The sequence below is a fragment of the Shewanella sp. MSW genome, from assembly GCF_007636515.1.
GTDB classification, from domain to species: domain Bacteria; phylum Pseudomonadota; class Gammaproteobacteria; order Enterobacterales; family Shewanellaceae; genus Shewanella; species Shewanella indica.
In genome coordinates, this window is the sequence record NZ_LVDR01000022.1 from 46,464 (window position 1) to 71,432 (window position 24,969).

A 24,969-nucleotide genomic window follows, 5' to 3' on the forward strand; every position below is an offset into this window, starting at 1 on the left:
TTACAAGTAGTAGTCTTGCAAAGGCGGAAAACCATTGAAGCACACAGCCGAATAAGTGGTGGTATAAGCGCCAGTGGTCAACCAATAAAGCCTATCGCCGATAGCCAACTCCTCTGGCAACCCATAACTGTACTGTTCATACATTATATCGGCGCTATCGCAGGTAGGCCCGGCAATGACGCAAGGTTGCAGCTCCCCTTGAGCCTCAGTGTAAATCGGAAACTTAATCGCTTCGTCCATAGTCTCAATCAGCCCGGAAAACTTACCGACATCGGTAAATACCCAGCGCTCCAGTGCCGTGTTGGACTTACGGCTGATGAGCACCACCTCAGAGACCAACACTCCGGCATTGGCAATCAAGGAGCGCCCGGGTTCCAGCACTATCTTGGGCAACTGCTCACCAAAATCTTCTTTGAGGAAATGAATGATCTGCTCGGCGTAAGTGGTAAGACTATTGGTCTTGTCGATATAGTTGGCCGGAAAGCCGCCGCCCATATTGATCATCTCCAGCACTATGCCGTGTTCCTCTTTGAGCCGGTCAAATATCACCTTCACCTTACCGATAGCCGCGTCCCAAGCCCCAATATCCCGTTGCTGAGAGCCCACATGGAACGACAAGCCGTATGGCTTTAACCCCAACTCCTTGGCCAGCACCAAAAGCTCATAGGCCATCTCGTTCTGACAACCAAACTTACGCGACAAAGGCCAATCGGCGGTTTCAGTCCCTTCGGTGAGGATCCGCACATAAACCTTGGCCCCAGGGGCTTCTTCGGCAATCATCCGCAGATCGGCCTCTGAGTCTGAGGCAAACATAGTCACGCCACGCTGGTAGAAAGCTCTGACATCCTTGCGTTTTTTAATGGTATTGCCATAGCTTATCCGCTCGGGGGAAACACCCAACTCCATCACCATATCCAGCTCATAGATGGAGGCTATATCAAAATTGGCGCCCTTATCACGCAGCAAGCTGAGGATCTCAGGTGCCGGGTTGGCCTTCACTGCATAATAAACGCTAGCAAAGGGAAAGCTCTGCACCATATCATCATACTGTTTCGCGATGATCTTGGTATCTATCACCACAAAAGGTGTCACCTTATCACTGGCAAAAGCTTTGATACGCTCAAAGGTTTCATTGTCATAATAATCAGCAACATCAATAGATTGAAATTGGCTCATTGGCCCTGTGTCTCCTCGACATTCAAGTGCGGCGAACAGCCTCGCCGATGCGGATTAAAATCCAGCGCAGTAAACGCTATTTCAGCCTCTCAGGCAATGAATTTTTATACATTAAAAATAATTTTTTATTCCAAAAATTCAAACCCTAACGACTACAAATTAAAATCATTAAGAATCATGCAATTACTACTTTCACCCTCAAATACAAACCATGATTGCTGCTCGCTTGAAGATGCTTCAAAGCAAACGGCTACAGGTAAAGCATAGCGGCAAGCAAGAGTGCACCGGATATTCGATTTAATGGAAGTATATAGCGAGTATTTTGCGATTATTTTCAATCGAGCGTCCGGGTAAGCTGAATGCAAATATGTCAGGAGCTGCATCCGATAGCTGATTTGGAGACTCTATGTCCGCAACACAGATAATGCCGGCGCTGTTTCTGGGCCATGGCAGCCCGATGAACGCTTTGCAAAACAACACCACCACACAGCAGTGGCAAAAGCTGGGACAAACACTCCCCAGGCCCAGAGCGATATTATTACTTTCGGCCCATTGGTTGACACGGGGCACAGTTATTTCCACCGCACGTCGGCCGCAAACCATACATGATTTCGGCGGTTTTCCCGCCGAGCTCTTTGCCATGCAGTACCCGGCCGTCGGCGCGCCGGAGTTGGCAGAGCAGGTTGCTGCCAGTTTGAGCATTCCTGTCACTCGTATCAATTCGCAAGGGTTGGATCATGGCAGTTGGTCGGCCTTGGTTCACCTCTACCCCGAGGCCGATATTCCGGTATTTCAGCTGAGTCTGGATCAAAACCTCAGAGCGCAGCAGCAATTTCAGCTTGGACGCGAGTTAAGGCATTGGCGCGAGCAAGGCGTACTGATCATAGGTTCAGGCAATGTGGTCCACAATCTGCGCGTCCTGGCACCAGGCAGCCCACCACGGCCTTGGGCGACCCGGTTTAATCAAGCGGTTGCCGACAGTTTATTGGCAGAAGAATACTCAGCGCTGCTGGACTATAAAACCCTGGTCGATGCCAACACCGCCGAGCTGTGTCATCCAACAGATGAGCATCTGCAGCCGCTGTTTTATTTATTGGGAAGCGCCTTCCCGGGAGAGCGCAGGCTGCTGTTCAACAACAGCCTGGAGATGGGGGCTATCAGTATGTTGAGTCTGCAGCTCGGCTGAAGCTCTAGCTGCCAAGGGCTCAGTCTTGCAGCCCGGCTTCTTTGAGTGCCTGCTTCAGGGCTTCGGCATCATCAAAGTATTGCAGCTTGGTAATGGCCAACTTGTCCAGAGAGATCAGGCTGGCGGCATCCTTGGCGGCGGGCAGTAATTTGCTGATCTCACCCTCTTTGTCCAGAGCAATACTGAAAGTCAGATCCCGCATCTGTGGAATGGCAACAAATTTGGCAATCAAGGATGGCATACCGCTGATATCGGCCAGGTAAAAGATACCCGCCTGTTGCAACGCCTGATTATCACGGCCTTCGAGTGCAGTTTTGATGATCTCCCCGCCTTTCATGCTGCGACCAAACAAAAGATACTTGGCCGAAGTATCCAACACCATGGTTGCTTCATGCTGATCCTGCAGCGAAATGGGAGTCAATCTATCGCCCACTGTATATTCGGAAGCCTGGATCATAGGGCTGACCAATATGGTCAGACACAGAGAAAATAAAAACGCAAAAGACTTCATATAGTTCCCTTTTAATTTGCCATAACAAAGAGGCAGAATACCCTGTTATTGAATACAAGTGAGTGACATGACTCAGGAATATTGTGTCCATATCTTGCGACATTTCAGGAAAGGAGCCAAGCAATGAAAAATACCGGGTTGGAGCTGGAGTTGGCGCAGCTGCAAAATGTTTATGATCTGATAACCGAGTTTTTGGTGAAATACAGCTTCCAACTCCTGGGTGCACTGATCATCTTTCTACTGGGGTTGTGGCTGGCCGCCAAAGTGGCCAACACCGTCAGCCGCCAGTTGGCAAAACACAATGTCGATGTCACCCTGGCCACCTTTGTCACCCATCTGGTGCGGATACTGATCATCATAATGATCGCCATCGTTGCCTTAGGTAAGTTGGGGATAAGCGTCACCCCCATGGTGGCAGCCATAGGTGCCGCGTCACTGGGTGCCGGGTTGGCAATTCAGGGCATGTTATCCAACTACGCCGCTGGGGTGACCATTATCGTCACTCGTCCCTTTATCGTGGGCAACACCATCACGGTCAAGGGGACCACTGGCCTGGTCAAAGATATTCATCTGGGGCTGACCATACTCACCAACGAGGAAGGCGAGCAGATTAGCATTCCCAATAAACACATTGTCGGCGAGATACTACATAACTCCTTTGCCAACAAGTTGGTGGAAACCCACTTCAATATCGACTATCAAGCCGATCCCCAGCAGGCGATAGCCATCGCTCAGGCGGTGATCGGCAGCCATCCCAGTGTCGATGCCAACTCCCCATCACAGGTGGGTATCAATGGTTTTAACAGCACAGGCATAGATATCGGCGTGCGCTATTGGGTTCCCACTGCCAGCTATTTCCAGGATAAGTACCAAATAAATCTGCAAATCTGGCAAGGCCTGCAACAAGCAGGAATTCAGATCCCCTGCCCGGCACGGGACATAAGGATCACTGAGCGACAAGAGAACTGATCACAAGCCTCTTTGCCACTCGGCTCGCAGGGCGAAGCGTCCTGCGAGCGCCTCCTCAACCGTCGCCATCAATTTGGCCTTATCCCGCCCAAGTATGCCTTTCAGCACCAAATAATTGGAAGCATGATCCGAACGGAAAATGGTCTGCTTCAACTCCAACTCCTGCAGCAAATAACGCATCTCCAGCAACAGTTGTCTTTGGTCCGGCATTTGAAAATCGCCATCAAACGCACTATCCATTCTTTCCTTGCCAAGTGGCAGGGTCACCACCAGGGTACTGAGATAATCCGGCTGCACCTCATTCATCAACCGCGCTGAATTAAGTGCGTGTTGCCTCGATAAAGCCACACCCCCCAGACCATTGAGTATCATCACAGATGACTTAATCCCGGCAGCACGGATTTTCTCCAGCGCCGCCAGCGAGGAGGCGTAACTCTCCCCCTTGCCAATACGGGTCAGCACCTCGTCATCACCACTCTCACAGCCCACGTACAGTAAGGACAGCTTAAGTTGCCGCAGCCGCTGTAGCTGCTCCACACTCTTGTTACCAAGGTTGCGTGGCAGACAATAGCTGCTGATGCGACTGACATTGGGTAAGTAGTAATGAATCAGCTCACAAATCTGTTCCAACCTGGCAAACGGCAAAGTCATGGCATCACCATCGGCCAAAAACACCCGGCTCACCTCGGCGCCGGAAGCTGCAACCCGGCGCAGGTCTTGCTCCACCTTTTCCAAATTAAACGCCCTAAACCGCTTTTGCTCCTGAGTATACATGTCGCAAAAAGCGCAGCGGTTCCAGCTGCAACCATTGGTTACCTGCAATATGAGAGATTTCCATTCCGATGGCGGCCGGAACACAGGTTCAATATAAGACAACATACGGCTCCTCCTCGATGACCCAATCGCTATTACCCCTTTATGTTCCGGTAACGACCAGGCTTAAACTTTAGGGCTAACACTGAAGCGCTAAATTAGTCTGTTTTTTGAACAAAATCATATTTTAAGTCATGCAAGCCTGTTATATTAGCCAAATACGTAACAACTGCAGCGCCTTATGGTCAGCAAGTGCCAATCTGGGAAAGAGTCACTATGATCGCCACACAAGTACCTGACAGACGAAAGCCGGACGCAGAGCAGGTCAGCAATAGCATCCATTGGCATGCCATGACTGCCGAGCAACAACTCGCCTTCTATCGCTTACAGGGATATGGTTATCGCTTGCTGTTTGTACGTAATCTGCTCAGTGGACCCTTGGCTATCATAGCTCAGCATGCACAGCTGGCGACTATCTCCTCGGCAGGAGAGCTGGATCTGCAACCGGATATTCGCCTCAGGGCCTGAAAATGCCCCGGACGGGGCATTGGTTTTAAAGCCTGCTTCAATTCATCCCGGAAATATCAGACGATGACTTCCTGATAAGTCTCTACATGATGGGACTCTACCAGCTCAGGCATTTGCTGATGGAAATAGTGCTGGATGGCTTCTTTAGCGCAGTGCTGATCGAAAGATTCGATGTCGACAAACTTCTCAACGAAAGTGATCCTGCGCGGCTCATCACGACTCTGATTCAACTCGTAACGAATGCAACCATCTTCCTTGCGAGTATCCGTGATTAGTGCCGCCAGCACCTCAATCAAAGCCTGTTCTTTGCCTGGTTTGGCCAGAAAGCTGGCCACACATACGATTTGACGCTGGTTTATACGATATAACGACATTCAAGTGTCCTTCTTTTGAGCATGCAACAACATATCCAGGTGGGGAATGCCATCTTCCAGATAAACATCTGAAACCGCTTCAAACCCCAAACTCTGGTAAAACGCCCGCAGATAATCCTGCGCGCCAATCTTGATATCTTCAGCCGGCCACAGCTTTTGACAATTAACAATCGCCTCCTGCATCAACTGCCTGGCGCGGCCATCACCACGAGCCTTGGGCGCGACTGCTACCCGGCCGATACTGACCTGGGAATAACTGACACCTGCTGGCAGCAATCTGGCATAAGCCAACAATTCTCCGGAACTACCGCAGCCAAGCAGGTGCATGGTCCCCGCCACGCGGTCTTTTTCATCCAACTCAGGGTAAGGGCAATTTTGTTCAACTACAAAAATATCCACCCTCAGTTTCATCAACTCATAGAGGGAGTCCAAGGTTAACTCTGTAAAGGGTAATAGTTGCCACTGCACAGGTAGTACTCTGTTATTTCTCGGAAACTCAGCCTACACCAGTCTGAAATTCGGCGCAAAATATCTCAGCAATGAGTACGATAGGAGGGATGAAGATGTATAACCAAGAGACGCACGCTCCAATCATTGGCCTGCCCCATGATGTGGTCGATAAGACAGTGATCGCTCGTCCCGAGTCCTCAAAATAACCGGCCTTGCTTGTTATTCAAAGCCAAGCGCCACAAAGAAAAATAGCCCAAGTTACCGAGTTAAGCGCCAAGCCATCTCCCGGCGTAGCCTAGAGAAGGTGGGATAGGTTTGGCGCCGGAGGCCGGTGACAGACTATCGATAACACCAGTAAAGGTTTGGTCGGGAAACGCATCTAAATAGGTCTGTATCGGCGAACCGGGTTATCAATGTGGAAGTCGGGCTCTGTCGAGTCCCCTTACCTCACACAACCCCATCCGGCACCAAGGGTCGAGCACAAGCAATATCAGTTTTTATATCAGCACTGTTTTTGGCTTCAATAAATATTGACTGCCGATGTCAGTAATCACATTCCAAGAGAGCCGAAGATAACGCTGACGGCCTCACTCATTGACATCATTAGACTCCTGAAGTTTGCAGTGGTATTTTACAACTGTCTCAGTAGATTTATTAGATACCCGATACTCAACCCACTGTTTCACAGGCGTAACAATAAAATGGATCTTAATCGGATACAGGTTTTTGCACAAGTTGTTGATAAGGGAAGCTTTACCGCCGCAGCTAAGGCAATGGGCATCACCAAGGCGACCGTTAGTCGTAAGATAGCCGAGTTGGAACACAGCACTGGAGTACAGCTTTTACTACGCACCACACGTAGCCTGAAACTGACTGAGGCAGGGTCTATTTACTTCAACAAAGTCAATAAAATACTCACGGATTTACGCAGCGCCGAAGATCAACTCAGCGCCAGTCAGCAAACTATCCGCGGCAACCTGCGTATTGTTTGCCCAATAGAATTTGGCCAGCAAGCTCTCGGCCCTGTAATTGCCAAATTTCTGGAAGACTATCCACAAATGCAGATTGAAGCCGAACTGACCAACCGCAAAGTAGATATGGTCGAAGAAGGGATCGATGTGATGTTTCATGTCCAGGGATTGGATGACCCGAGACTGGAAAACTTCCGCCTGATAAATGCCCACAAGGTGTTGATGGCCAGCCCGGAATATCTACAGAAATTTGGTACACCGGCTTCACCCGATGAGCTATTGAAGCACAAAGGAATACGCCTGGCATCACCATACATAGATGGCAACTGGCGAATATTTGATGGCAAGCAGTGGCAAGAGATCATTCCCGACTGTCGCTTGCAGGTCAACAATATCACCCTGGCCAGAGAAGCCGCCATAGATGGCCTTGGGATCGCCAGCCTACCTATGATGATTGCCTATGATGCATTGCAGCGAGGTGACTTGCTGCCGATACTGCAAGATTTTCCCATGGAGCATGTCACTGTCAATCTCATCTATCCCAAACGCGCCTATCTACCGAGAAAATGCCGCACCTTTATCGAATACTTCTATGAAGCCTTGTTCCAACGTTGGGGTAATCTGGTATTGGACATACCCCCCTATGTCATTCCCCCGGAGAATTTGGCACAGATGACCCCGACCAATATCTGCTGTGACCATTGAGGGTTTGCTTTTACGATCTCCTTGGGCTATGGTGGGTGTTGGTCATATTTTCCCTTATTTTTAAGTGCTTGCACTTGCATTGATGTTGCGGAGGCTCATTATGTACAGTCACACTTTTTCTCTCAAGAGCACCTCACTGACATTTCCAGTGTAAGCCGGGTGCGGCCGCGCATCCGGCAGTAACAAAGTTTTCTATTCATTTTCCGTTTCAGCCTGTGAGGTTGTGGTGGTGTATAAATCTTTGTCTGCACTGGCAGATCTATTTTCATTCAAAACATCGCAGCTCTATCTGCAAAACTCGTTCAATGTCTCATTGAGACCACTGACCCTGGCATCGGTGATCGCCAGACTGGCGCAACCCTGTCCCGGCGGCGGTGTGGTGCACCCGGGAACCAAGGCGCGCCTACAAAACCTGAAAACCGGCGAATTTCTGGAGGTAGAGTTGGTTTATCCACAACAACATGATCCCGACTCCGGCCGCTATTCGGTATTGTCCGATCTGGGCGAAGCCCTGCTCGGATGTACGCTGGATGAACTGATTGAAGTGGATGTACCAGGTGGCCCCGTGCTGTTTCAGATCTTATCCCTGAACCAGCCAAGGCCCTGCCTGCCAGCCTGATTGCATGCTTATAGACGCTTAACAAGAGGAGACAGTGCCTTGAAGTGTTTAATTCAGCCGTGAACTGCCCCGACAGGATGATCCGGGGTTTGGCTTAATCCTTTGACCACCGCCTCTTTCCCGGTCGGTCAAAGGGGAAACAGCCCTCTCTCCTGGCAAAGCGGCGGCGTGGAGAGGGGTCATTGAAGAGGAGATACGCTCATGAGTAAAGAAAAAGCGAAGAAAAAACCAACTAAATCCCTGAAAGAAAAACGACGGGAAAAGCGCGAAAAACGCGCAGATCAAGAGTAAGCCCAAGCTACTCCTTCGGGAAGGTGCAAATAAGTCCCATGTGTGCTCTGCGTCGGCTTACAGGCCTGAATGCAAGGCGTGGTTCGCAGCAAATGGCCCTAGTCCTTTGCAAGAAACACAACACAGCAGGCAGGCCTGTAAGCCACGCCCTTCGGGGCTTTCACTGCAAAGGGCTCTCTGCGTTATCCGACTTCGACAGGCCCCGGCATGCCTTCAGTCAGATGCCTTGAACGCCAATTGCTGTGTAAGCCAGAGTGCCACGAGGACTTGTTCGCACCTTCCTTAGTTTCGAGCCACCTTTTGGGCGCCTTAAGGCGCCCCTTTTTTTCAAGGAAGAACAAGGGCACTTCCTTGGGCCAGTTGTTGCCTGTAAGCCTGTGGTGTACAACCGGCATACTTGCGAAACAAACTAATAAAGGGCGAGGTTTGATGATACCCCAGCGTCAATGCCACCTCTTTTACTGATATCGCTTGCCGCAGCAATTGTAAACTGTGGATAAAGCGATAACGTTGCCGCCACTCGGTATAGTTCATCCCAAGCCTTGCCTGGCACAAGCGCGCCAAAGTGCGTTCTGTTGTCCCCAAGGTATCTGCCCAGGCAGCAAAACTGCGCCCGCCCTCAGGTACGGCTTCCAGCTCGGCAGCTATGGCTTGCAACATGGGATGGTCGGTTACCGGTAAAAAAGGCTGCACTTCCCTGGCCCGACTCAATTGATCCAATAGCACCTTAAGCAGCCTTTGATCCTCAGGCGTATGGGCCAGCTCAACACCTCTTGAGTTCAAGTCCATCAAAATAGCTTCCGCTATCGGACTCAACTCCAGCAGGCAGATGTGCTTGGGCAGCCTGGTAGCCAGTTCCTGCGGCACATTCATTGAACTGTACTGCACGCAGCGGCGCATGTAGCTCTCATGTTTTATACCGGCCGGGATCCAGATACCGCACTGCGACAACGACATAAAGCGCCGCCCTTGAGCCACCAGCTCCATCAAACCACCGCGACTCAATTGCAGTTGCCCCCAGGTATGGCTGTGCATGGGTGTCAGCGTATCGGGTGAAAACTGCTGGTAATAGAAAAACACCTGTGAGCCATCACCAGGATGCTGCCCCGGTGGATGATAAATATTAGCCATATACCTATGTCCGAAGGCGGATTGAACTTGTCTGATAGCAGATATGTATATCACATAAGACGTGAAATAATCTGCCCCTATTATCTATCTGTTAAGCCTTGTTCTTAGGGCTGAGGAGTCCTTTTTTGTATCTTTTTCCCTTATTGGCGGTAGCCATCTGGGCCGGCAATAGTCTGGTTAATAAACTCTCCGCCGATGTTATAGCGCCGGAAGCCATCTCCTTCTATCGTTGGGCCTTTGCACTTTTGTTATTGACCCCAGTGTTGCTTCCCGGGGTTTGGCGCCGCCGCGCCATGATTCGCCCTCATCTTGGCAAACTCGCCGTGTTGGCAAGCCTAGGAATGGTGCTGAACCAAAGCCTGGCGTATTTTGCCGCCGCGACCACCAGCGCCACCAATATGGCATTGATCACCTCTCTGGTGCCGGTTCTCAGCCTGTTGCTGGCGGTGCCTTTACTCGGAGTAAGGCTCTCCAAATTGGCACTGCTTGGCGCCTTTATCTCCTTCAGCGGCTTACTGTTTATGCTCAGCCAAGGCGACTTGGCCCGGCTGTCCACCTCAGTGGTTCCCGGCGATCTCCTGTTACTGCTGGCCGCCGTGGTCTACGCCCTCTACGGCGTGCTGTTGAAACGCTGGTCACTGCAACTGCCGACCTGGGATTTGTTGTACGTGCAAATACTGTTCGCCGTGTTCATGCTGTCCCCCCTGCTGCTTTTTGCCAGCAGTATCAGCATTACTCAGGCTTCACTGCCCTTGATAGCCTATGCCGCTATCTGTGCCTCGATTCTGGCGCCTTGGGCCTGGATCAAAGCAATAGCCCTACTGGGCACAGAGAGAACTGCCATCTTTATGAATCTGATGCCAATTTTCACTGCCGTGCTGGCATCCACGCTACTGGATGAGCAATTGGGAATACCTCACTATGTCGGCGGTGCTTTAGTGCTGACCGGGGTCAGCCTGGTGCAGTATCGAGCCAGACGCCCAAGAGCCATACTCAAGGCGGAAGCACTTTAAAAAAGTTGTGGCAGCGACTGATTCGTCCAAGCTTTCACTCGCTCTCTCGCACAATCTTGCGCACGGCCCTGGCCACTTTGTAGTGAAATACTCTTAGAAAATTCTTGCAAAGGGCCAGGGCCATTGGCTGCGAACCGCGCCTTGCGTCCAGGCCTGCAAACCGACGCACTGCACAGATAAAGCTTGTTAACGCTCCTTAGTCAAATACCGTCTCAAAACCAGAGCGTTATTCACAAATATTCTATTGAAGCCGACAGCAGTATTTCGGCAACAGGCGTAAAATATCCAGGTCGGCCCAAGCCGACCAACTGGTTGAATCACGCCGGTGTCTGACTGACCGGTATGCCAGCTGTAAGTGGATCTTAAATTGCAGGAAGCGGGGAGATAAACCCCAGCCAGGCTTTCGCTATCAATGGAATCAACACCATGAAAGAGCACAAAAACAGCAAAGAGCAAAAGAAGAAACCCATGCACTCTGCCAAGGAGAAACGGGCCGCCAAAATAGCCAAGAAACAGGCCAAACTCAATCCTGTGGAGAATATCAAACAAAGCAAATGACCCCCTCCCTTCACAGCCCCTGTTTGGCAATAGATAAAACGAAAGGCGCTCAATCGAGCGCCTTTCCCTATATCTGTTGAGTGTCAGCCGGAGCAGCAATCCCGCCGCAGCCAACGCCTGGGGATCTTGTCGTAAATCACCTTGCCCATCAGCAGCGCCAGAATAATCCCCGACCAGTTAACCACAGCCTGTGGCAGTAACTGGTGCTCTTCCCCTATCTGCGGCATCACTTCAAAACCAAAGTTCGCCACCAGCAGGTTCACCAGCATTCCGGCCAGCAGCGCCACCCCGAGTACCCCACCAAGATAGCCGTAAAGCGCCCGTTTACCCATCTCTTTGGCGACTACGCCCAGAGTAGCTATGTTGGTGGCAGGTCCCGCCAGCATAAATACCAACACAGCGCCCGGGGAAACCCCGGCCAACAGCAAACCTGCCGCTATCGGCGTTGAAGCTGTGGCACAGATATACATGGGGATGGAGATGAGAACCATCACCAACATAGCCAGAATACCGCCGCCCCATTGGGCCAGGAAGTCTCCCGGCACATAGGTCTGTACCAGCGCGGCAAAGAACAACCCCACCAGCAACCAGATGGCGGTGTCACGCACCAAATCCGTGGCGGCATACTTAAGACCGGCCAGCACTCTATGCAAGACAGACTTCGACTTAAGTTCAGCCGCCATGTCATCACTGTCGCAGCAGCTTGAGGCCGATTGTGATGATGAACAACATGAAGCCGTCTCTACCTTGGGTTGAGAGCAGCAGGACTGAGTGGCTTCCCCCTTGAGCGAAGAGCAACAAGACGCGGCGGCGGTGCTGGCCTTAGCGGTACTGACCTTAACCGTACTGCAGCAGTCTGCCTCTTGCACCTTGGCCGGGGCACAGCAGGAACTCTGAGCTTGTGTCGGCGCGGCCTTGAGAGGACTGTAGTTAGCGGCGCCTGTCGGCTTGAACTGGGCCACGGTTTTAGCTTGAGCCTTCCCCGGCTCGCTCATCTTCACTGCCTCAGAGGGCAAAACCGGCTCATCATCGCGGCCAACCAACAAACCCGCCACTATGGCACTGCATACCGCAGCAATAGGTCTGACAATCGCCATAAAGGGGCCGAGCAGAACATAGGACACAGTGACCGAATCGACACCGGTTTCAGGGGTCGATACCAGAAAAGAGGTGGTGGCCGCCTTGGAGGCGCCGCTGCGCCTCAGGCCAACGGCGGCCGGGATAACGCCGCAAGAACACAGCGGCAAAGGCGCGCCCAGCAGGGCCGCCTTGACCGTGGTCTTGAGGCCATGGCCCCCCAATTGTTTTTGCATCCAGCTCATGGGAACAAAAACCTTCAGCAGCCCCGCCAGCACCAGCCCCAATAACAGCCAGGGCGCCGACTCGAGAAACAGCTCAATAAAATTATCCATCAACATGATTTTGCGCCCCTACTTGCACGGCTATTGGCATGACTGTGATTGTGCCCCCTGCCGGTTTCGACTCTGGGGGACAGCTCATCGTCACAAGACTCCAACGCCTCCAGAATCGAACAATGCTCGGCACTTTCCGGGCCGCCACAGCAAGTATCAGACAGTAACTGCAAAGACTGGCGGAACTGGTTAAGCTCGGCAATTTTCTGCTGCACCTTATCCAACTTGTCGTCCACCATGCCTTTGACATCGCTGCAGGCACGGTTGGACTTATCCAGTTCAATGGACAAGAGTTCGGCTATCTCCCCCAGGGTAAAACCCACCGCCTTGGCCCTGAGAATAAACTTCAGCCGCTCGGCATCCCTGTCGCTGTAGACCCGGTAGCCGGAGTCGGTGCGCATAGAGGGTGCCAGCAGGCCGTGTTTCTCGTAAAACCTCAGGGTATCGGCCTTGATATCAAAGCGCTTGGCCAGTTCACCTATCCTGTACATATGCAGTTCCTGCTAATAATTCCTATTCAAGTATAAAGCTTGGAGCTTAATCCAAGGTCAAGTGTTTTTTGGCCCGCTTCGAGGTTTTGGCTTGTTCGCAGAGCAATATTGTGAAACGCGTAGAAAAAACACCGCCACAAATTGTTTTACGTTAAAATACAGCGCGCCTTGAGGGTTCCCGGACCATTCGAGGGACTTTTGGAAAACAATGCCAATCAGCACTGCCTGGTTTTCCGAAAGATCCTTGAATATAAAAAAGTGGAATACTGTACCCAAATGAATAATGCCAGACCCATACGTCGCGCGCTCTTGAGCGTATCTGATAAGACCGGAATCCTGGAGTTCGCCAAGGCGCTGCATGCCCAGGGCGTTGAACTGCTGTCCACCGGAGGCACCGCCCGCTTGCTGGCGGATAACGCTATACCTGTCATTGAAGTTTCAGACTACACAGGTCACCCAGAGATCATGGATGGCCGGGTCAAGACACTGCATCCCAAAGTGCATGGCGGTATTCTCGCCCGTCGTGGCCAGGACGAAGCCGTCATGGAAGCCAACGGCATAGGCCCGATTGACCTGGTGGCCGTTAACCTCTACCCCTTCGCCGAAACCGTTGCCAAACCGGGTTGTACCCTGGAAGACGCCATCGAGAATATCGATATCGGCGGCCCAACCATGGTGCGCGCCGCGGCCAAGAACCATAAAGACGTCACCATAGTGGTCAACGCCTCTGACTATCAACGCGTACTGGCAGAAATGGCGGCCCACCAGGGTTCAACCACTCTGGCGACCCGTTTCGATCTGGCCATTGCCGCCTTTGAACATACGGCCGCCTATGATGGCATGATAGCCAACTACTTCGGTACTCAGGTTCCGGCCCACAGCAAGGACGAGTGTCACCAGGATTCCAAGTTCCCGCGCACCTTCAACACTCAGTTGCTGAAGAAGCAAGATCTGCGCTACGGCGAAAACAGCCACCAGAGTGCCGCCTTCTATGTTGACCTCAACACAGACGAAGCCTCGGTCGCCACTGCCGTGCAGCTGCAGGGTAAGGCGCTGTCTTACAACAATATCGCCGACACTGACGCCGCGCTGGAATGCGTCAAGGAGTTTGAGCAACCCGCCTGCGTTATCGTCAAGCACGCCAACCCCTGTGGTGTCGCCCTGGGCAGCGATCTGCTGGACGCTTACAACCGCGCCTTCAAGACAGACCCTACCTCGGCCTTCGGCGGCATCATCGCCTTCAACCGTGAGCTGGACGGCGCTACTGCGGCGGCCATTGTCGAGCGTCAGTTTGTTGAAGTGATCATCGCTCCTAAAGTCAGCGAGCAAGCCCGCGAACTGGTTGCCAAGAAAGCCAATGTCCGCCTGCTTGAATGTGGTCAGTGGCAAGGCCGTACCAAGGGCCTGGATTACAAGCGGGTCAACGGTGGTCTGCTGATCCAGGACAGAGATCAAGGCATGGTGACCGAGGCCGACCTCAAGGTGGTCAGCAAGCGTCAACCTACTGCCGAAGAGATCAAAGATCTGCTGTTCTGCTGGAAGGTCGCCAAGTTCGTTAAGTCCAACGCCATTGTTTATGCCAAAGACGGCATGACCATAGGGGTGGGCGCAGGTCAAATGAGCCGGGTCTACAGCGCCAAAATCGCCGGTATCAAGGCCGCCGATGAAGGCCTGGTCGTGGAAGGTTCTGTGATGGCATCCGATGCCTTCTTCCCCTTCCGTGACGGTATCGATGCCGCTGCTGCTGCCGGTATCAGCTGCATCATTCAACCCGGTGGCTCCATCCGCGATGAAGAGGTGATTGCCGCTGCAGACGAGCATGGAATGGCCATGGTATTTACCAATATGCGCCACTTCCGTCACTGATAGTCAGCAGGCCCAAACCGGCCTGCACTGATGCAATGAACTTATCGCCGGAATAACCTCCGGCGATTCGCCGTAACAAAGCCCTGCCCGGCCGGAACCAGCCCGCAAGGCGTTAAGCGAAAAAGGATAAGAAGATGCAAGTACTCGTGATTGGTGGTGGTGGTCGTGAACATGCCCTGGCCTGGAAGGCAGCGCAATCTGCCGCCGTGGAAACCGTATTTGTTGCTCCGGGGAATGCCGGCACAGCGCTGGAGCCCAAGCTGGAAAACCTGGCGATAGAAGCCACGGATATCCCGGCGCTGCTGGCCTTTGCCAAGCAACAACAGATAGCCCTCACCATAGTCGGCCCAGAGGCCCCTCTGGTACTGGGAGTGGTCGATGCCTTCCGCGCCGAAGGCCTGAATATCTTTGGCCCCACAGAAGCGGCGGCGCAACTGGAAGGCTCCAAGGCCTTTACCAAAGACTTTCTTGCCCGCCACAGGATCCCAACCGCCGACTACCAGAACTTCACTGAAATTGCCCCGGCCAAGGCCTATGTCGCCGAGCTTGCCGGTCGCACTGGTTTCCCTGTGGTGATCAAGGCCGATGGCCTGGCCGCCGGGAAAGGGGTGATCATCGCCCAGGATCAAACCGAGGCCGATGCCGCCATCGACGATATGCTGGCAGGCAATAAGTTCGGCGAAGCCGGCTCCAGAGTGGTCGTTGAGGAGTTTCTGCGCGGCGAAGAAGCCAGCTTTATCGTGATGGTCGACGGCAACAATATTCTGCCTATGGCCACCAGCCAGGATCACAAGGCCCGTGACAACGCCGACAACGGCCCCAACACAGGCGGCATGGGTGCTTACTCCCCGGCGCCGGTTGTCACCCAAACAGTGCACGATTGGGTCATGGCCAATGTTATCCGGCCAACGGTTGACGGCATGGCCGCCGAAGGCAATGTCTACACCGGCTTCCTCTATGCCGGCTTGATGATTGCCGCCGATGGCAGCGCCAAGGTGCTGGAATACAACTGCCGCTTCGGCGACCCCGAGACTCAACCTATCATGATGCGCCTCAAGTCGGATCTGGTGGAGCTCTGCCTGGCCGCCTGCCGTGGTGAGCTGGACAAGGTCAGCGCCGAATATGATCAGCGCGCCGCCGTCGGTGTGGTCATGGCCGCCGGGGGTTATCCGGATGATTACCGCAAGGGTGATGTTATCGAAGGGCTGTCGCTCGGCAATAATGAAGCCAAGGTGTTCCACGCCGGTACCAAGATGGTCGATGGCCATGTAGTTACCAATGGCGGCCGGGTAATGTGCGCCACCGCGTTGGGCAACACAGTGACCGAGGCCCAGCAGGCCGCTTATGCCCTGGTGGATGAAGTCCATTGGGACGATGTCTACTTCAGAACCGACATAGGCTATCGCGCCATCGCCCGCGAGCAGGCATAACAGCTTTCACTCAGTAAACCAGACTCAACAGTCAACAGAAAAGCCCGGAAAATTCCGGGCTTTTCTGTTTGAACCTCAGCTTAGCTCTTTGAGGGCTTAGTTCTCTGAAGGCATAGTTCCCTGAAGGCTTAGTTTTCTGAATGCTTAATCACTTTAAAGCAAGGTACTGGCCATCTTGCGGCGCAGGTAGGCTATCTGCTGCATATGGGGCAAGTCTTTAGGACAGTTGTCCTGACATCCCAGCAGGGTCATACAACCGAAAACCCCATCCTGATTGCCTATCACATGGTAGAAGTCCTCGGCGCTGCGGGCATCGCGGCTATCCAGCTCGAAGCGGGCGATTTTCATCATGCCGACGGCGCCGACAAAGGTGTCGCGCATCTGCTTGGTGGCGCAGGCCGAGACACAGACACCGCACTCCACACAGCGCTCCAGTTCATAGAGTCTGGCGGCTTCCTCCGGGTCCATCGGGGCTTCCAAATGGTGGATATCCTGCTGATCCGGCTTGGGGTGCAGCCACAGCTTGAGCCTTTCAGCCAGCTCACGCATAAACTTGCCTGTGTTGACCGACAGATCCCCTATCAGCTCAAAGCCTGGCAGCGGCATCAGGGTGATCAGTCCATCTGGATATTTGGCGGTCAAGGTGCGGCAAGCCAAGGTAGGAAAGCCGTTGATCACCATGGCGCAGCTGCCGCAAATCCCGGCGCGACAGACAAAGTCGAACTGCAACGATGGGTCCTGCTCCTCCCTGAGGCGATTGAGGGCGATAAATACCGTCATCCCCGGGGTTTCTTGCAGCTGATAGTCCACCATTTGTGGCTTGTCTCCCGCTTGCTGTGGGTCGTAACGGAAGATCCTGAAGGTTAAAGTGCGGCCACTCATGCGTTGTCATCTCCGGCAGGGTTAGGCTGAGAAGGGGTTGAAGTCTGTGGGTAAGCCAGGCGGTCGCTCAGGCGCTCGTTGCCGGGGCGCAGGCTTTCCGGCAGTTCGAACGGCATCAGCGCCCGCTGCTTGTCTTCAGCGCCGGCATCCGGCCCCAAAGACGCGAGAATGGCGGCAATCTCCTGCTCGCGTTTGGCGGTATCCGGATGGGCAATGGCATTGTCGGCACCATAGCCGCGATAACCGGGCGGCAGTTCCATCTGCATCACATCCAGCGCCTCGTAGCTGAGCACAGGCTCCAGCGCGTCGGCGTCCGGCCAACTGGCCAGGGTACGGCTGAGCCAGTCTTTGTCGTTACGCTGCGGGTAATCCTCGCGGGCATGGGCACCACGGCTCTCGGTGCGCGCCAGGGCGCCGCAGGCAACTGTCAGCGCCACCTTAAGCATACGCCTGACCCGTAGGGCCTCGACCAACTCGGGGTTGGCGTGGCGCTTCTTGCAGGTGACGACAATATTGCGCGAACGAGCCAGCAAATCCTTGAGTTCGGCCACCGCCTTTTCCAGCTCTGGGCCGTTACGGAAGATGCCGACATAGTCCATCATCACTCTTTGCATCAGGCGCTTGAGCTCAAACGGGCTCTCGCCCTGCTCCCGAGCCAGCAGCTCGTCTATTTCCTGGTTGAGCTCATCACGGAAACGCTGCACCAGCGCCGTATCCAGCACCAGCTCCTCCTGCTCGCAGAAGTCGGCCACATATTTACCTATGATCATGCCGCCGACCACGGTTTCCGCCAGCGAATTCCCGCCCAAACGGTTAAAGCCATGCATGTCCCAACAGGCCGCCTCACCGACACTGAACAGCCCCTTGAGCTGCGGGCTCTCTCCTGTGTGATTAGTGCGAATGCCGCCCATGGAATAGTGCTGGGTCGGCCGCACCGGGATCCACTCTTCAGCCGGATCTATGCCGAGGAAGTTTTCGCAGATCTCTTTGACTTCCCTCAGGTTGGTTTCCACATGCTTGCGCCCCAGCAGGGTGATATCCAGCCACAGATGAGGGCCATAGGGGCTGTCGACTCCCTTGCCCTTACGCATATGCTCTGTCATCCGCCGTGATACTACGTCACGGGAGGCCAGCTCTTTCTTTTCCGGCTCATAGTCAGGCATAAAGCGGTAGCCGTCTTTATCCCGCAGCAAGCCACCGTCTCCACGGCAGCCCTCTGTGGTCAGAATGCCCACGGGCACTATGGCCGTGGGGTGGAACTGCACGGCTTCCATATTGCCAAGGGTCGCCACCCCGGTTTCCAGCGCCAGCGCCTGGCCTATCCCCTCACAGATCACCGCATTGGTGGACACCTCATAGATACGGCCATAGCCGCCTGTGGCTATGGTGGTGGCCCGGGCGATATAAGCCCTGAGTTCACCTGTGATCAAACAGCGGGCAATAACCCCATGGCAGCGGCTGCCGTCGTGGATGAGTTTCAGCGCCTCGACCCGCTCATGCACCGGGATATCCATGGAGATCGCCTTGTTGTCCACCGCATACAGCAGCGAGTGGCCGGTACCATCGGCGGTGTAACAGGTGCGCCATTTCTTGGTACCGCCAAAGTCGCGGGCGTTGATCAGCCCGTGAGCCTCGGCGGCTTCTTCCAGAGTCACCTTTTCGGCATTGACCACCACTTGACGCGGCCCGGCAGTCACCCTGGTCCAGGGTACGCCCCAGTTGGCCAGCTCACGTACCGCCTTGGGAGCACAGTGGGCGAACATTCGCGCCACCTGCTGATCGCAGCCCCAGTCTGAGCCTTTGACCGTGTCCTGAAAATGCACATCTTCGCTGTCGCCCATGCCCTTGACGGTATTGCCGAGACTGGCCTGCATGCCGCCCTGGGCCGCGGCCGAGTGAGAACGCTTGGCAGGGATCAGCGACAGTACCAGGGTATCCAGGCCACGCTCTTTGGAAGCGATGGCTACCCGCAGCCCCGCCAATCCGGCGCCGACAACCAACGAATCCGTATAGATGAGTTTCACACACACTCCTTATGGGACGGCCCAATGCCGTTTGCCCGAAAGCTATCTGTTTGGGTTATCGATACTCAGCTCGCGTGGGGCCAAAAGGCCAGCAAGGACGCCAGACCTACGGCGATAAACGCCACACTGAGTATGGTTTTAATTTTTCTAAGGCGCGCCCGGCTGTTGAGATCCCGCGCTGCACCCCATTTCAATGCCACCCGGTACAGTCCTATGGCGGCATGTAACTCCACGGTCAGCAGCAGTGGCAGGTACAAGGCCCAGGCATACTGGTTCCAAATCCTGTCGGCCGAGCCCTGTGGCCCTATGGTTTCCGGGGCCGAACCCACCAACCAAAGATGCACAGGAAGCAACAGCAAAATCACCACTCCGGTCGCGGCCTGCCACACCCACAAGCGGGTATCGCCATGATCAATTTGCACTAGTTGCTGTTTCAGAACTTTTTGCTGCCGGAGCGATAGAGGCAACTTGTGCAAAGCCACCAGCACATGCAGCAACGCCAACCCGGCAACGGCTATGGCTATCAGGCTCACCACCCAGGGATAGCCGTGGCCATCGTCACTGAGAAAACTCAGCTCCATGTTACGGGCCACCCATTCCATTGCCGGCGCCCCCAGCAATATTGAAGACACCAGCAACAGGTGAGTCCACAAAAACAGCGCCAACAACACGCCTGAAGCACTCTGCCCCAGATCCAACCAGCCGCCCCAGCGCTCATTCAGTCGTATCATCCATATTCTCCCTGTCATCCAATGGCTTAACCGCTTAAAGATAGTCAAACCAATGTGGATCACAAAGGGCGAACGAACCCTGAGGCAGATCAAACTTCTGCCGGTTAATTTACCTTTAACTGATATTGAGTTAACCGGGAACGAACGGCTGCAACGGCAGGCTCAGCTCATTGCCTAGCAGCATATAGGTCACCAAACTGCCTAAACCAAGCACAATAAGGTATACAATCAATAGCTTGGCTATTTTTCTCAGGCCTGTGCGGTTAAAGCTGAGGCCCCATTTCACCGCCACCCGATACAGGCCTATCATGGCGTGGATCACCACCGCAGGCAGCAGCAGGATATACAGCAGCCAGGTGTTGTCGTGCCAGACCCGGTAGGCCGACATATTGGGGCCGATTTCCGGATTGGCTATCATGGTGACCAGGTGCATGGGCACCAGGAAGAACAGGATAAAGCCGGTAGCCAACTGCCAGAACCAGGCGTGGCTGTCGCGGTGTTTGATCAGATGCAGATGGCTGCGCAGCGCCCGCCATTGGCCAAGCTGCGCCGGAAAGCGCCTGAGCGCCATAGCAGCATGCAGTATCACCACCAGCAGAATGAACACAGAGAAGAGTTGCGTCAGCAGTGGGTAACCGTGACCACTGGCACTGAACCAACCGCCTTCCAGCACCTGCACTACCTTATAGAAAGCCTCTTTACCCAGCATGATGCTGGATTCGAAGTGAAGATGCGCCAACAGAAACATGCCCAGCAAAATGCCGCTGGCACTCTGCAGGCGATCGGCTCTGGCCGACCAGTGGTGGCTGTTGGCATGACCGAGCCAGCGCTCGGGGATGTGATATTTTGTCAGCATGTTTTTTGGGTACAGATCCTTGGGATCTACAACATAACTCACAGCCAAACTGCGCCAACAACCAAGGAGTCTGAATGTGACCTGCCTCAATCGAAAGTGGGGGATTATCTGATCATGCTCACAAATAAACCACTTACAGCAAAACAGAGGTAATACCAATTAACCAATATAAATCAAACGTTTATTTGAAATTTTGAAACAAAAAAGACAGATAATTACCGTAAATTGCGCCACTGATGGGCCAAAGCTGAAACCGGGTTTCACTCCGTCTTATTTACCCCGGCGTGCTGGCAAGGCCGGCAACCTATGGCTTACAATAGCGCTTTATTGTCCCCCACGAGAGAAGATTCCATGCCCTGGATCCAGTTACGCATCCACAGCAGCAGCGAGCACGCCGAAGCGCTCAGCGACCTGTTGCTGGAGGAAGGCAGTGTTTCCATCACCTTTGAAGATGGTAAAGATACACCGATTTTTGAGCCCAAACTGGGAGAAACCCCACTTTGGGCCGACACTGTGGTGGTCGCTCTGTTCGATGCCGGCACAGATCTGACTCCCACAGTCGAGATGCTCAAGCAACAACCCTTCCTCGAAGGCAAGCTGAACTACAAGATAGAGCAGATAGAAGATAAAGACTGGGTCCGCGAATGGATGGACAGCTTCCACCCCATTCAGTTCGGCAAGCGTCTGTGGATCTGTCCCAGCTGGCGTGAAATCCCAGAGCCAGAAGCCGTCAACGTGATCCTGGATCCCGGCCTGGCCTTTGGTACAGGCACACATCCCACAACGGCCCTGTGCCTGGAGTGGCTCGATGGCCTGGAGCTGCAAGGTAAACAGCTGGTCGACTTCGGCTGCGGTTCCGGCATTCTGGCGGTCGCCGGTCTCAAGCTGGGCGCAACCAACGCCATAGGCATAGACATAGACTACCAGGCGATAGACGCCTCCCGTGATAATGCCAAGCGCAACGGCGTGGATGACAGACTCAGCCTCTACCTGCCTGAAGATCAACCCAAAGATATTCAGGCCGATGTGTTGGTTGCCAATATTCTGGCAGGACCGCTGCGGGAACTGGCCCCCCTGATCGCCGAGTTGGTTCGTCCGGGTGGCAAACTGGCGCTGTCCGGCTTACTGCAGGAACAAGCCGAAGAGATCCGCGAATTTTACGCTCAATGGTTCGAGATGGACGAAGCGGTTCACAAAGAAGATTGGAGCCGCTTGACAGGAGTGCGCAAATAGCGTTAAAGACGGCGCCAGAGCGCACTGGCGCTGACTTCCAACCAATCAAAAGTCAAGTAAAAAAGTTTTGCTCAGGTCATTTATTGACCTTTTCACCGCTGGCAAAAAGGCGTACTATAGCGCCCCTTTGAAGAGCAAGGTGAAACAGTAAAATGCAGATTGGACCCTATCAACTGAAGAATCAGCTGATCGTGGCACCAATGGCAGGTGTCACCGATCAGGCCTTCCGCAATCTCTGTATCCGTTATGGCGCAGCCATGGCAGTGTCAGAGATGCTTTCGTCCAATCCCGACCTTTGGGACACAGACAAGAGCCGCCAGAGAATGACGCACTCGGGTGAAGAAGGCATACGCTCAGTACAAATTGCCGGGGCTGACCCCGATAATATGGCTTGGGCCGCCCGCTACAATGTGGAGCAAGGCGCCCAAATCATAGATATCAACATGGGTTGTCCGGCAAAAAAAGTGAATAAAAAGCTCGCGGGTTCTGCCCTGCTACAATCGCCGGAACTGGTAAAGAAAATACTGGATGCCGTGGTTGCCGCAGTGGATGTGCCGGTAACGCTGAAGATTCGCACGGGCTGGGCCCCAGAACACAGAAATGGTGTTCAAATCGCCCGGATTGCCGAAGATAGTGGCATTACGGCGCTCGCGGTTCATGGCCGCACCCGCCAATGCATGTACAAGGGTCATGCCGAGTACGACACCATCAAGGCGATCAAACAGAATGTCTCGATTCCTGTTGTCGCCAACGGGGACATCGATAGTCCGGAGAAGGCGCGTTTCGTGCTGGATTACACAGGTGTCGATGCCCTGATGATAGGACGGGGTGCCCAGGGAAGGCCTTGGATTTTCAGAGAGATCCAGCATTACCTGGACACAGGTAGCAAGCTAGCGCCCATTGGGATGGCAGAGCAGCGTCAAGTGATGCTGGAACACCTAACCAAACTGTATGATTTATATGGGGAAGTAAAGGGCGTCCGCTTCGCCAGAAAACATATGGGATGGTACCTGGACCAGGAAGAACAGCGCCAGTTCCGTGCCGACTTTAACCGGCTGGAAACCGCTGCAGAACAATGTTCCATGGTGGAACGTTTTTTTGATGAATGTGTACTAGATAAATAAAGAGCAGAATACGAATGTTTGATCAGACAACTCACACAGAAGCTCATCAGCTTACCGTAGGCAAAATCGAAACCGCTAACGGCACCATCAAGCCCCAGTTACTGCGCGACGCCGTAAAGCGCGCTGTCAGCAACTTCTTCGCTCAGTTGGACGGTCAAGAAGCCCAGGAAGTTTATGAAATGGTGCTATGCGAAGTTGAAGCACCTCTGCTTGATATCATTATGCAGCACACTCGTGGCAACCAGACCCGCGCCGCCAATATGCTGGGCATCAACCGCGGCACACTGCGCAAGAAGCTGAAAAAATACGGCATGAACTAATCCATAAGGATTAAGAGCTTGTATTAAAAGAGAAAGCCAGTCACTACGACTGGCTTTTTTGCTTCTAGTTATACACCGAGTTACACACGCTCCTAGCTGGAGCAATCAGGGCCAGCTAGAAACTATGCAGTAGCTGGATGCTAACGACCGCTTCGATAACGAATGATCAAGGGAACCAGCGGGTAATCGAGAATAAATACAGTATGAAACTGTATTTATTCTCCCCACAAAGGCACAACCATAGTCGCTATTTGATGCCGGTAGAGATAGGCACAATCCCCACTCTCAGGCCAAAGGGTTTAAACAATCGGTCGAGAATATCAGTCTTATAGCTACCCCGATCGTTCTCAACGTCAGAGAGGGTCTTGCGTGACACTTTAGCCAAATTTGCATACTCCTCTTGGGTTAGACCTAAAACCTCAATACGTAAAGTTTTAAGAGCTTGCCCTTGAGTAAGTTCTCCGCGTAATAGCCTTTGGGTAACGCCTTCGATGGCCTTACGTCTCTCAACAGTACTCACCCTCCCGCTATGCTTGGAAGCGCGTTGGGGAGAAGGAGTTTGCTTTGCATGAGTCTCTTCAGCGCCTAGTGAGAGCCGGCGTTTTGACGCTTCAATTGCAACGTCACCAGCTTGCCGACGATTAGCTCTAAGACGAGCAATAGCCTCTTTAGCAGACTCAAGGGTAGATGTTTTATCACTCATACCAATCCCCACCTTGTTAGCTTGTCTTCGATATAAGTAAAGCCAATCGCAGGCATATCGATAATCCGTTCCGGTACACCACGCGCAATTAAGCGCTGCTTCAAGTTATGACATTGCCGGGCGGTAAGCTTTAATGCTGCCATTAACTCTTGAGCAGGCACCAAATCGGCCAACGAATCGGCAATACCTTGAAAGTCATACTCACCCCCAACTTCGAGCGGTGCTTGCCACTTTGTGGTTCTGGCCACCCCTTCAGGATCAGCCTTCATTGGTGCAAAATCATGGTAGTGTTCATAAATCTGTGTCATTTGAGTAATATACACCCAAAAGGATATTCAAATGACCAAACCTACATTTGACATGGAAGCCGCCATTGAAGCTCTGCGTGCAGGTAAAGACCTGACCGGCAAAGATGGTATTCTCACACCACTCATTAAACAGCTTACTGAAGCGGCCCTCAATGTTGAGCTCGACCAACATCTTGAAGATAAGCAGCCTGGTAATCGCAGAAATGGCAAGACCAGTAAGACACTGAAGACCGCTACCGGTAGCTTTGAGCTGCATACTCCGCGTGACCGAGATGGCACCTTCGAGCCTCAGGT

At 53.3% G+C, this 24,969-nt stretch carries 26 protein-coding genes and 1 pseudogene; 13 read left to right on the forward strand and 14 right to left on the reverse strand.

The features are described from left to right. Window positions 1-1,176 carry a type III PLP-dependent enzyme gene (locus AYI96_RS18415; RefSeq protein WP_039035229.1) on the reverse strand — a complete coding sequence of 392 codons (1,176 nt, stop codon included), beginning with the start codon at window positions 1,174-1,176 and terminating at the stop codon, window positions 1-3. A 406-nt stretch (window positions 1,177-1,582) separates the two neighbouring features. Here AYI96_RS18415 and ygiD point away from each other — a divergent pair, with 406 nt between their 5' ends. Continuing rightward, window positions 1,583-2,362: a 4,5-DOPA dioxygenase extradiol gene (gene ygiD / locus AYI96_RS18420; protein WP_071476014.1), complete on the forward strand. Its 780-nt coding sequence runs from the start codon at window positions 1,583-1,585 to the stop codon at window positions 2,360-2,362. A gap of 19 nt (window positions 2,363-2,381) precedes the next feature. Here the strand turns inward: ygiD and AYI96_RS18425 are convergent, their stop codons facing one another. Beyond that, the gene (locus AYI96_RS18425; protein WP_071476013.1) at window positions 2,382-2,873 is read right to left on the reverse strand and encodes a hypothetical protein; all 492 of its coding nucleotides are present in this window, start codon (window positions 2,871-2,873) and stop codon (window positions 2,382-2,384) included. A gap of 123 nt (window positions 2,874-2,996) precedes the next feature. Here AYI96_RS18425 and AYI96_RS18430 point away from each other — a divergent pair, with 123 nt between their 5' ends. Continuing rightward, window positions 2,997-3,842 (forward strand): mechanosensitive ion channel family protein, encoded by an 846-nt coding sequence (locus tag AYI96_RS18430; RefSeq protein WP_071476012.1) that lies wholly within the window; start codon window positions 2,997-2,999, stop codon window positions 3,840-3,842. On the opposite strand, the gene AYI96_RS18435 is transcribed toward AYI96_RS18430, so the two are convergent. Further along, on the reverse strand, window positions 3,843-4,721 hold the full coding sequence (locus AYI96_RS18435; protein ID WP_144362123.1) for a radical SAM protein: 879 nt from the start codon (window positions 4,719-4,721) through the stop codon (window positions 3,843-3,845). It lies immediately after the preceding gene. Between the two features lie 210 nt (window positions 4,722-4,931). Here AYI96_RS18435 and AYI96_RS18440 point away from each other — a divergent pair, with 210 nt between their 5' ends. Beyond that, window positions 4,932-5,183: a hypothetical protein gene (locus tag AYI96_RS18440; RefSeq protein WP_025888228.1), complete on the forward strand. Its 252-nt coding sequence runs from the start codon at window positions 4,932-4,934 to the stop codon at window positions 5,181-5,183. Between the two features lie 56 nt (window positions 5,184-5,239). Here AYI96_RS18440 and AYI96_RS18445 read toward each other — a convergent pair whose 3' ends face one another. Together AYI96_RS18445 and AYI96_RS18450 are read right to left on the reverse strand one after the other, a co-directional pair. Further along, window positions 5,240-5,557: a putative quinol monooxygenase gene (locus AYI96_RS18445; protein ID WP_071476011.1), complete on the reverse strand. Its 318-nt coding sequence runs from the start codon at window positions 5,555-5,557 to the stop codon at window positions 5,240-5,242. Next, window positions 5,558-6,025: a GNAT family N-acetyltransferase gene (locus AYI96_RS18450; protein ID WP_144362124.1), complete on the reverse strand. Its 468-nt coding sequence runs from the start codon at window positions 6,023-6,025 to the stop codon at window positions 5,558-5,560. A gap of 683 nt (window positions 6,026-6,708) precedes the next feature. Here AYI96_RS18450 and AYI96_RS18460 point away from each other — a divergent pair. Continuing rightward, on the forward strand, window positions 6,709-7,683 hold the full coding sequence (locus AYI96_RS18460) for a LysR family transcriptional regulator (RefSeq protein ID WP_039035238.1): 975 nt from the start codon (window positions 6,709-6,711) through the stop codon (window positions 7,681-7,683). A 229-nt stretch (window positions 7,684-7,912) separates the two neighbouring features. Beyond that, window positions 7,913-8,302 carry a GreA/GreB family elongation factor gene (locus tag AYI96_RS18465; RefSeq protein ID WP_224867961.1) on the forward strand — a complete coding sequence of 130 codons (390 nt, stop codon included), beginning with the start codon at window positions 7,913-7,915 and terminating at the stop codon, window positions 8,300-8,302. Window positions 8,303-8,920: 618 nt separating this feature from the next. On the opposite strand, the gene AYI96_RS18470 is transcribed toward AYI96_RS18465, so the two are convergent. Beyond that, entirely contained in the window at window positions 8,921-9,724 is an 804-nt protein-coding gene (locus AYI96_RS18470) for an AraC family transcriptional regulator (RefSeq protein WP_101095141.1), read from the reverse strand. Between the two features lie 125 nt (window positions 9,725-9,849). Here AYI96_RS18470 and AYI96_RS18475 point away from each other — a divergent pair, with 125 nt between their 5' ends. Then, entirely contained in the window at window positions 9,850-10,737 is an 888-nt protein-coding gene (locus tag AYI96_RS18475; RefSeq protein WP_039035240.1) for a DMT family transporter, read from the forward strand. Window positions 10,738-11,163: 426 nt separating this feature from the next. Further along, window positions 11,164-11,295, forward strand: a complete 132-nt coding sequence (locus AYI96_RS20630; protein ID WP_256213884.1) for a hypothetical protein — start codon at window positions 11,164-11,166, stop codon at window positions 11,293-11,295. Window positions 11,296-11,378: 83 nt separating this feature from the next. Here AYI96_RS20630 and AYI96_RS18480 read toward each other — a convergent pair whose 3' ends face one another. Both AYI96_RS18480 and zntR read right to left on the reverse strand, forming a co-directional pair. After that, entirely contained in the window at window positions 11,379-12,713 is a 1,335-nt protein-coding gene (locus AYI96_RS18480; RefSeq protein WP_144362125.1) for an SO_0444 family Cu/Zn efflux transporter, read from the reverse strand. Further along, window positions 12,707-13,198 carry a Zn(2+)-responsive transcriptional regulator gene (gene zntR, locus AYI96_RS18485; protein WP_071476007.1) on the reverse strand — a complete coding sequence of 164 codons (492 nt, stop codon included), beginning with the start codon at window positions 13,196-13,198 and terminating at the stop codon, window positions 12,707-12,709. The genes AYI96_RS18480 and zntR overlap by 7 nt, the downstream gene beginning before the upstream one ends. Window positions 13,199-13,474: 276 nt before the next feature. Between zntR and purH the strand changes: the two genes are divergently transcribed. Both purH and purD read left to right on the forward strand, forming a co-directional pair. Then, a complete protein-coding gene (gene purH / locus AYI96_RS18490) occupies window positions 13,475-15,064 on the forward strand; it encodes a bifunctional phosphoribosylaminoimidazolecarboxamide formyltransferase/IMP cyclohydrolase (protein WP_039035254.1) in 1,590 nt (529 codons plus the stop codon). A 134-nt stretch (window positions 15,065-15,198) separates the two neighbouring features. Further along, a complete protein-coding gene (gene purD / locus AYI96_RS18495; RefSeq protein WP_144362126.1) occupies window positions 15,199-16,494 on the forward strand; it encodes a phosphoribosylamine--glycine ligase in 1,296 nt (431 codons plus the stop codon). Between the two features lie 153 nt (window positions 16,495-16,647). On the opposite strand, the gene AYI96_RS18500 is transcribed toward purD, so the two are convergent. The 4 genes from AYI96_RS18500 to AYI96_RS18515 all read right to left on the reverse strand — a co-directional run bounded on the left by AYI96_RS18500 (window position 16,648) and on the right by AYI96_RS18515 (window position 20,987). Continuing rightward, window positions 16,648-17,376: a fumarate reductase iron-sulfur subunit gene (locus tag AYI96_RS18500; RefSeq protein WP_028781383.1), complete on the reverse strand. Its 729-nt coding sequence runs from the start codon at window positions 17,374-17,376 to the stop codon at window positions 16,648-16,650. Next, entirely contained in the window at window positions 17,373-19,400 is a 2,028-nt protein-coding gene (locus AYI96_RS18505; RefSeq protein ID WP_100141828.1) for a fumarate reductase flavoprotein subunit, read from the reverse strand. Before AYI96_RS18505 ends, AYI96_RS18500 begins: the two co-directional genes overlap by 4 nt. Window positions 19,401-19,465: 65 nt before the next feature. After that, a complete protein-coding gene (locus tag AYI96_RS18510; RefSeq protein ID WP_039035245.1) occupies window positions 19,466-20,131 on the reverse strand; it encodes a fumarate reductase cytochrome b subunit in 666 nt (221 codons plus the stop codon). 130 nt (window positions 20,132-20,261) lie between these two features. Then, on the reverse strand, window positions 20,262-20,987 hold the full coding sequence (locus tag AYI96_RS18515) for a fumarate reductase cytochrome b subunit (protein WP_025889945.1): 726 nt from the start codon (window positions 20,985-20,987) through the stop codon (window positions 20,262-20,264). 351 nt (window positions 20,988-21,338) lie between these two features. On the opposite strand from AYI96_RS18515, the gene prmA reads away from it, so the two are divergent. From prmA to fis, 3 genes are all read left to right on the forward strand, one after another. Then, on the forward strand, window positions 21,339-22,220 hold the full coding sequence (gene prmA / locus AYI96_RS18520; protein ID WP_071476002.1) for a 50S ribosomal protein L11 methyltransferase: 882 nt from the start codon (window positions 21,339-21,341) through the stop codon (window positions 22,218-22,220). A 152-nt stretch (window positions 22,221-22,372) separates the two neighbouring features. Then, window positions 22,373-23,344, forward strand: coding sequence for a tRNA dihydrouridine synthase DusB (dusB, locus tag AYI96_RS18525; RefSeq protein WP_039035247.1), 972 nt, complete (start codon window positions 22,373-22,375; stop codon window positions 23,342-23,344). 14 nt (window positions 23,345-23,358) lie between these two features. Beyond that, on the forward strand, window positions 23,359-23,664 hold the full coding sequence (gene fis / locus AYI96_RS18530) for a DNA-binding transcriptional regulator Fis (protein ID WP_025011339.1): 306 nt from the start codon (window positions 23,359-23,361) through the stop codon (window positions 23,662-23,664). Between the two features lie 247 nt (window positions 23,665-23,911). Here fis and AYI96_RS18535 read toward each other — a convergent pair whose 3' ends face one another. Together AYI96_RS18535 and AYI96_RS18540 are read right to left on the reverse strand one after the other, a co-directional pair. Beyond that, on the reverse strand, window positions 23,912-24,367 hold the full coding sequence (locus AYI96_RS18535; protein ID WP_039035248.1) for a helix-turn-helix transcriptional regulator: 456 nt from the start codon (window positions 24,365-24,367) through the stop codon (window positions 23,912-23,914). Further along, window positions 24,364-24,651: pseudogene (locus AYI96_RS18540) on the reverse strand (type II toxin-antitoxin system HipA family toxin); the annotation flags it as partial. The pseudogene AYI96_RS18540 and the gene AYI96_RS18535, both read right to left, overlap by 4 nt. A gap of 55 nt (window positions 24,652-24,706) precedes the next feature. Here AYI96_RS18540 and AYI96_RS18545 point away from each other — a divergent pair. After that, the coding region (locus AYI96_RS18545; RefSeq protein ID WP_186300091.1) for a transposase at window positions 24,707-24,969 on the forward strand (263 nt) is incomplete at its 3' end.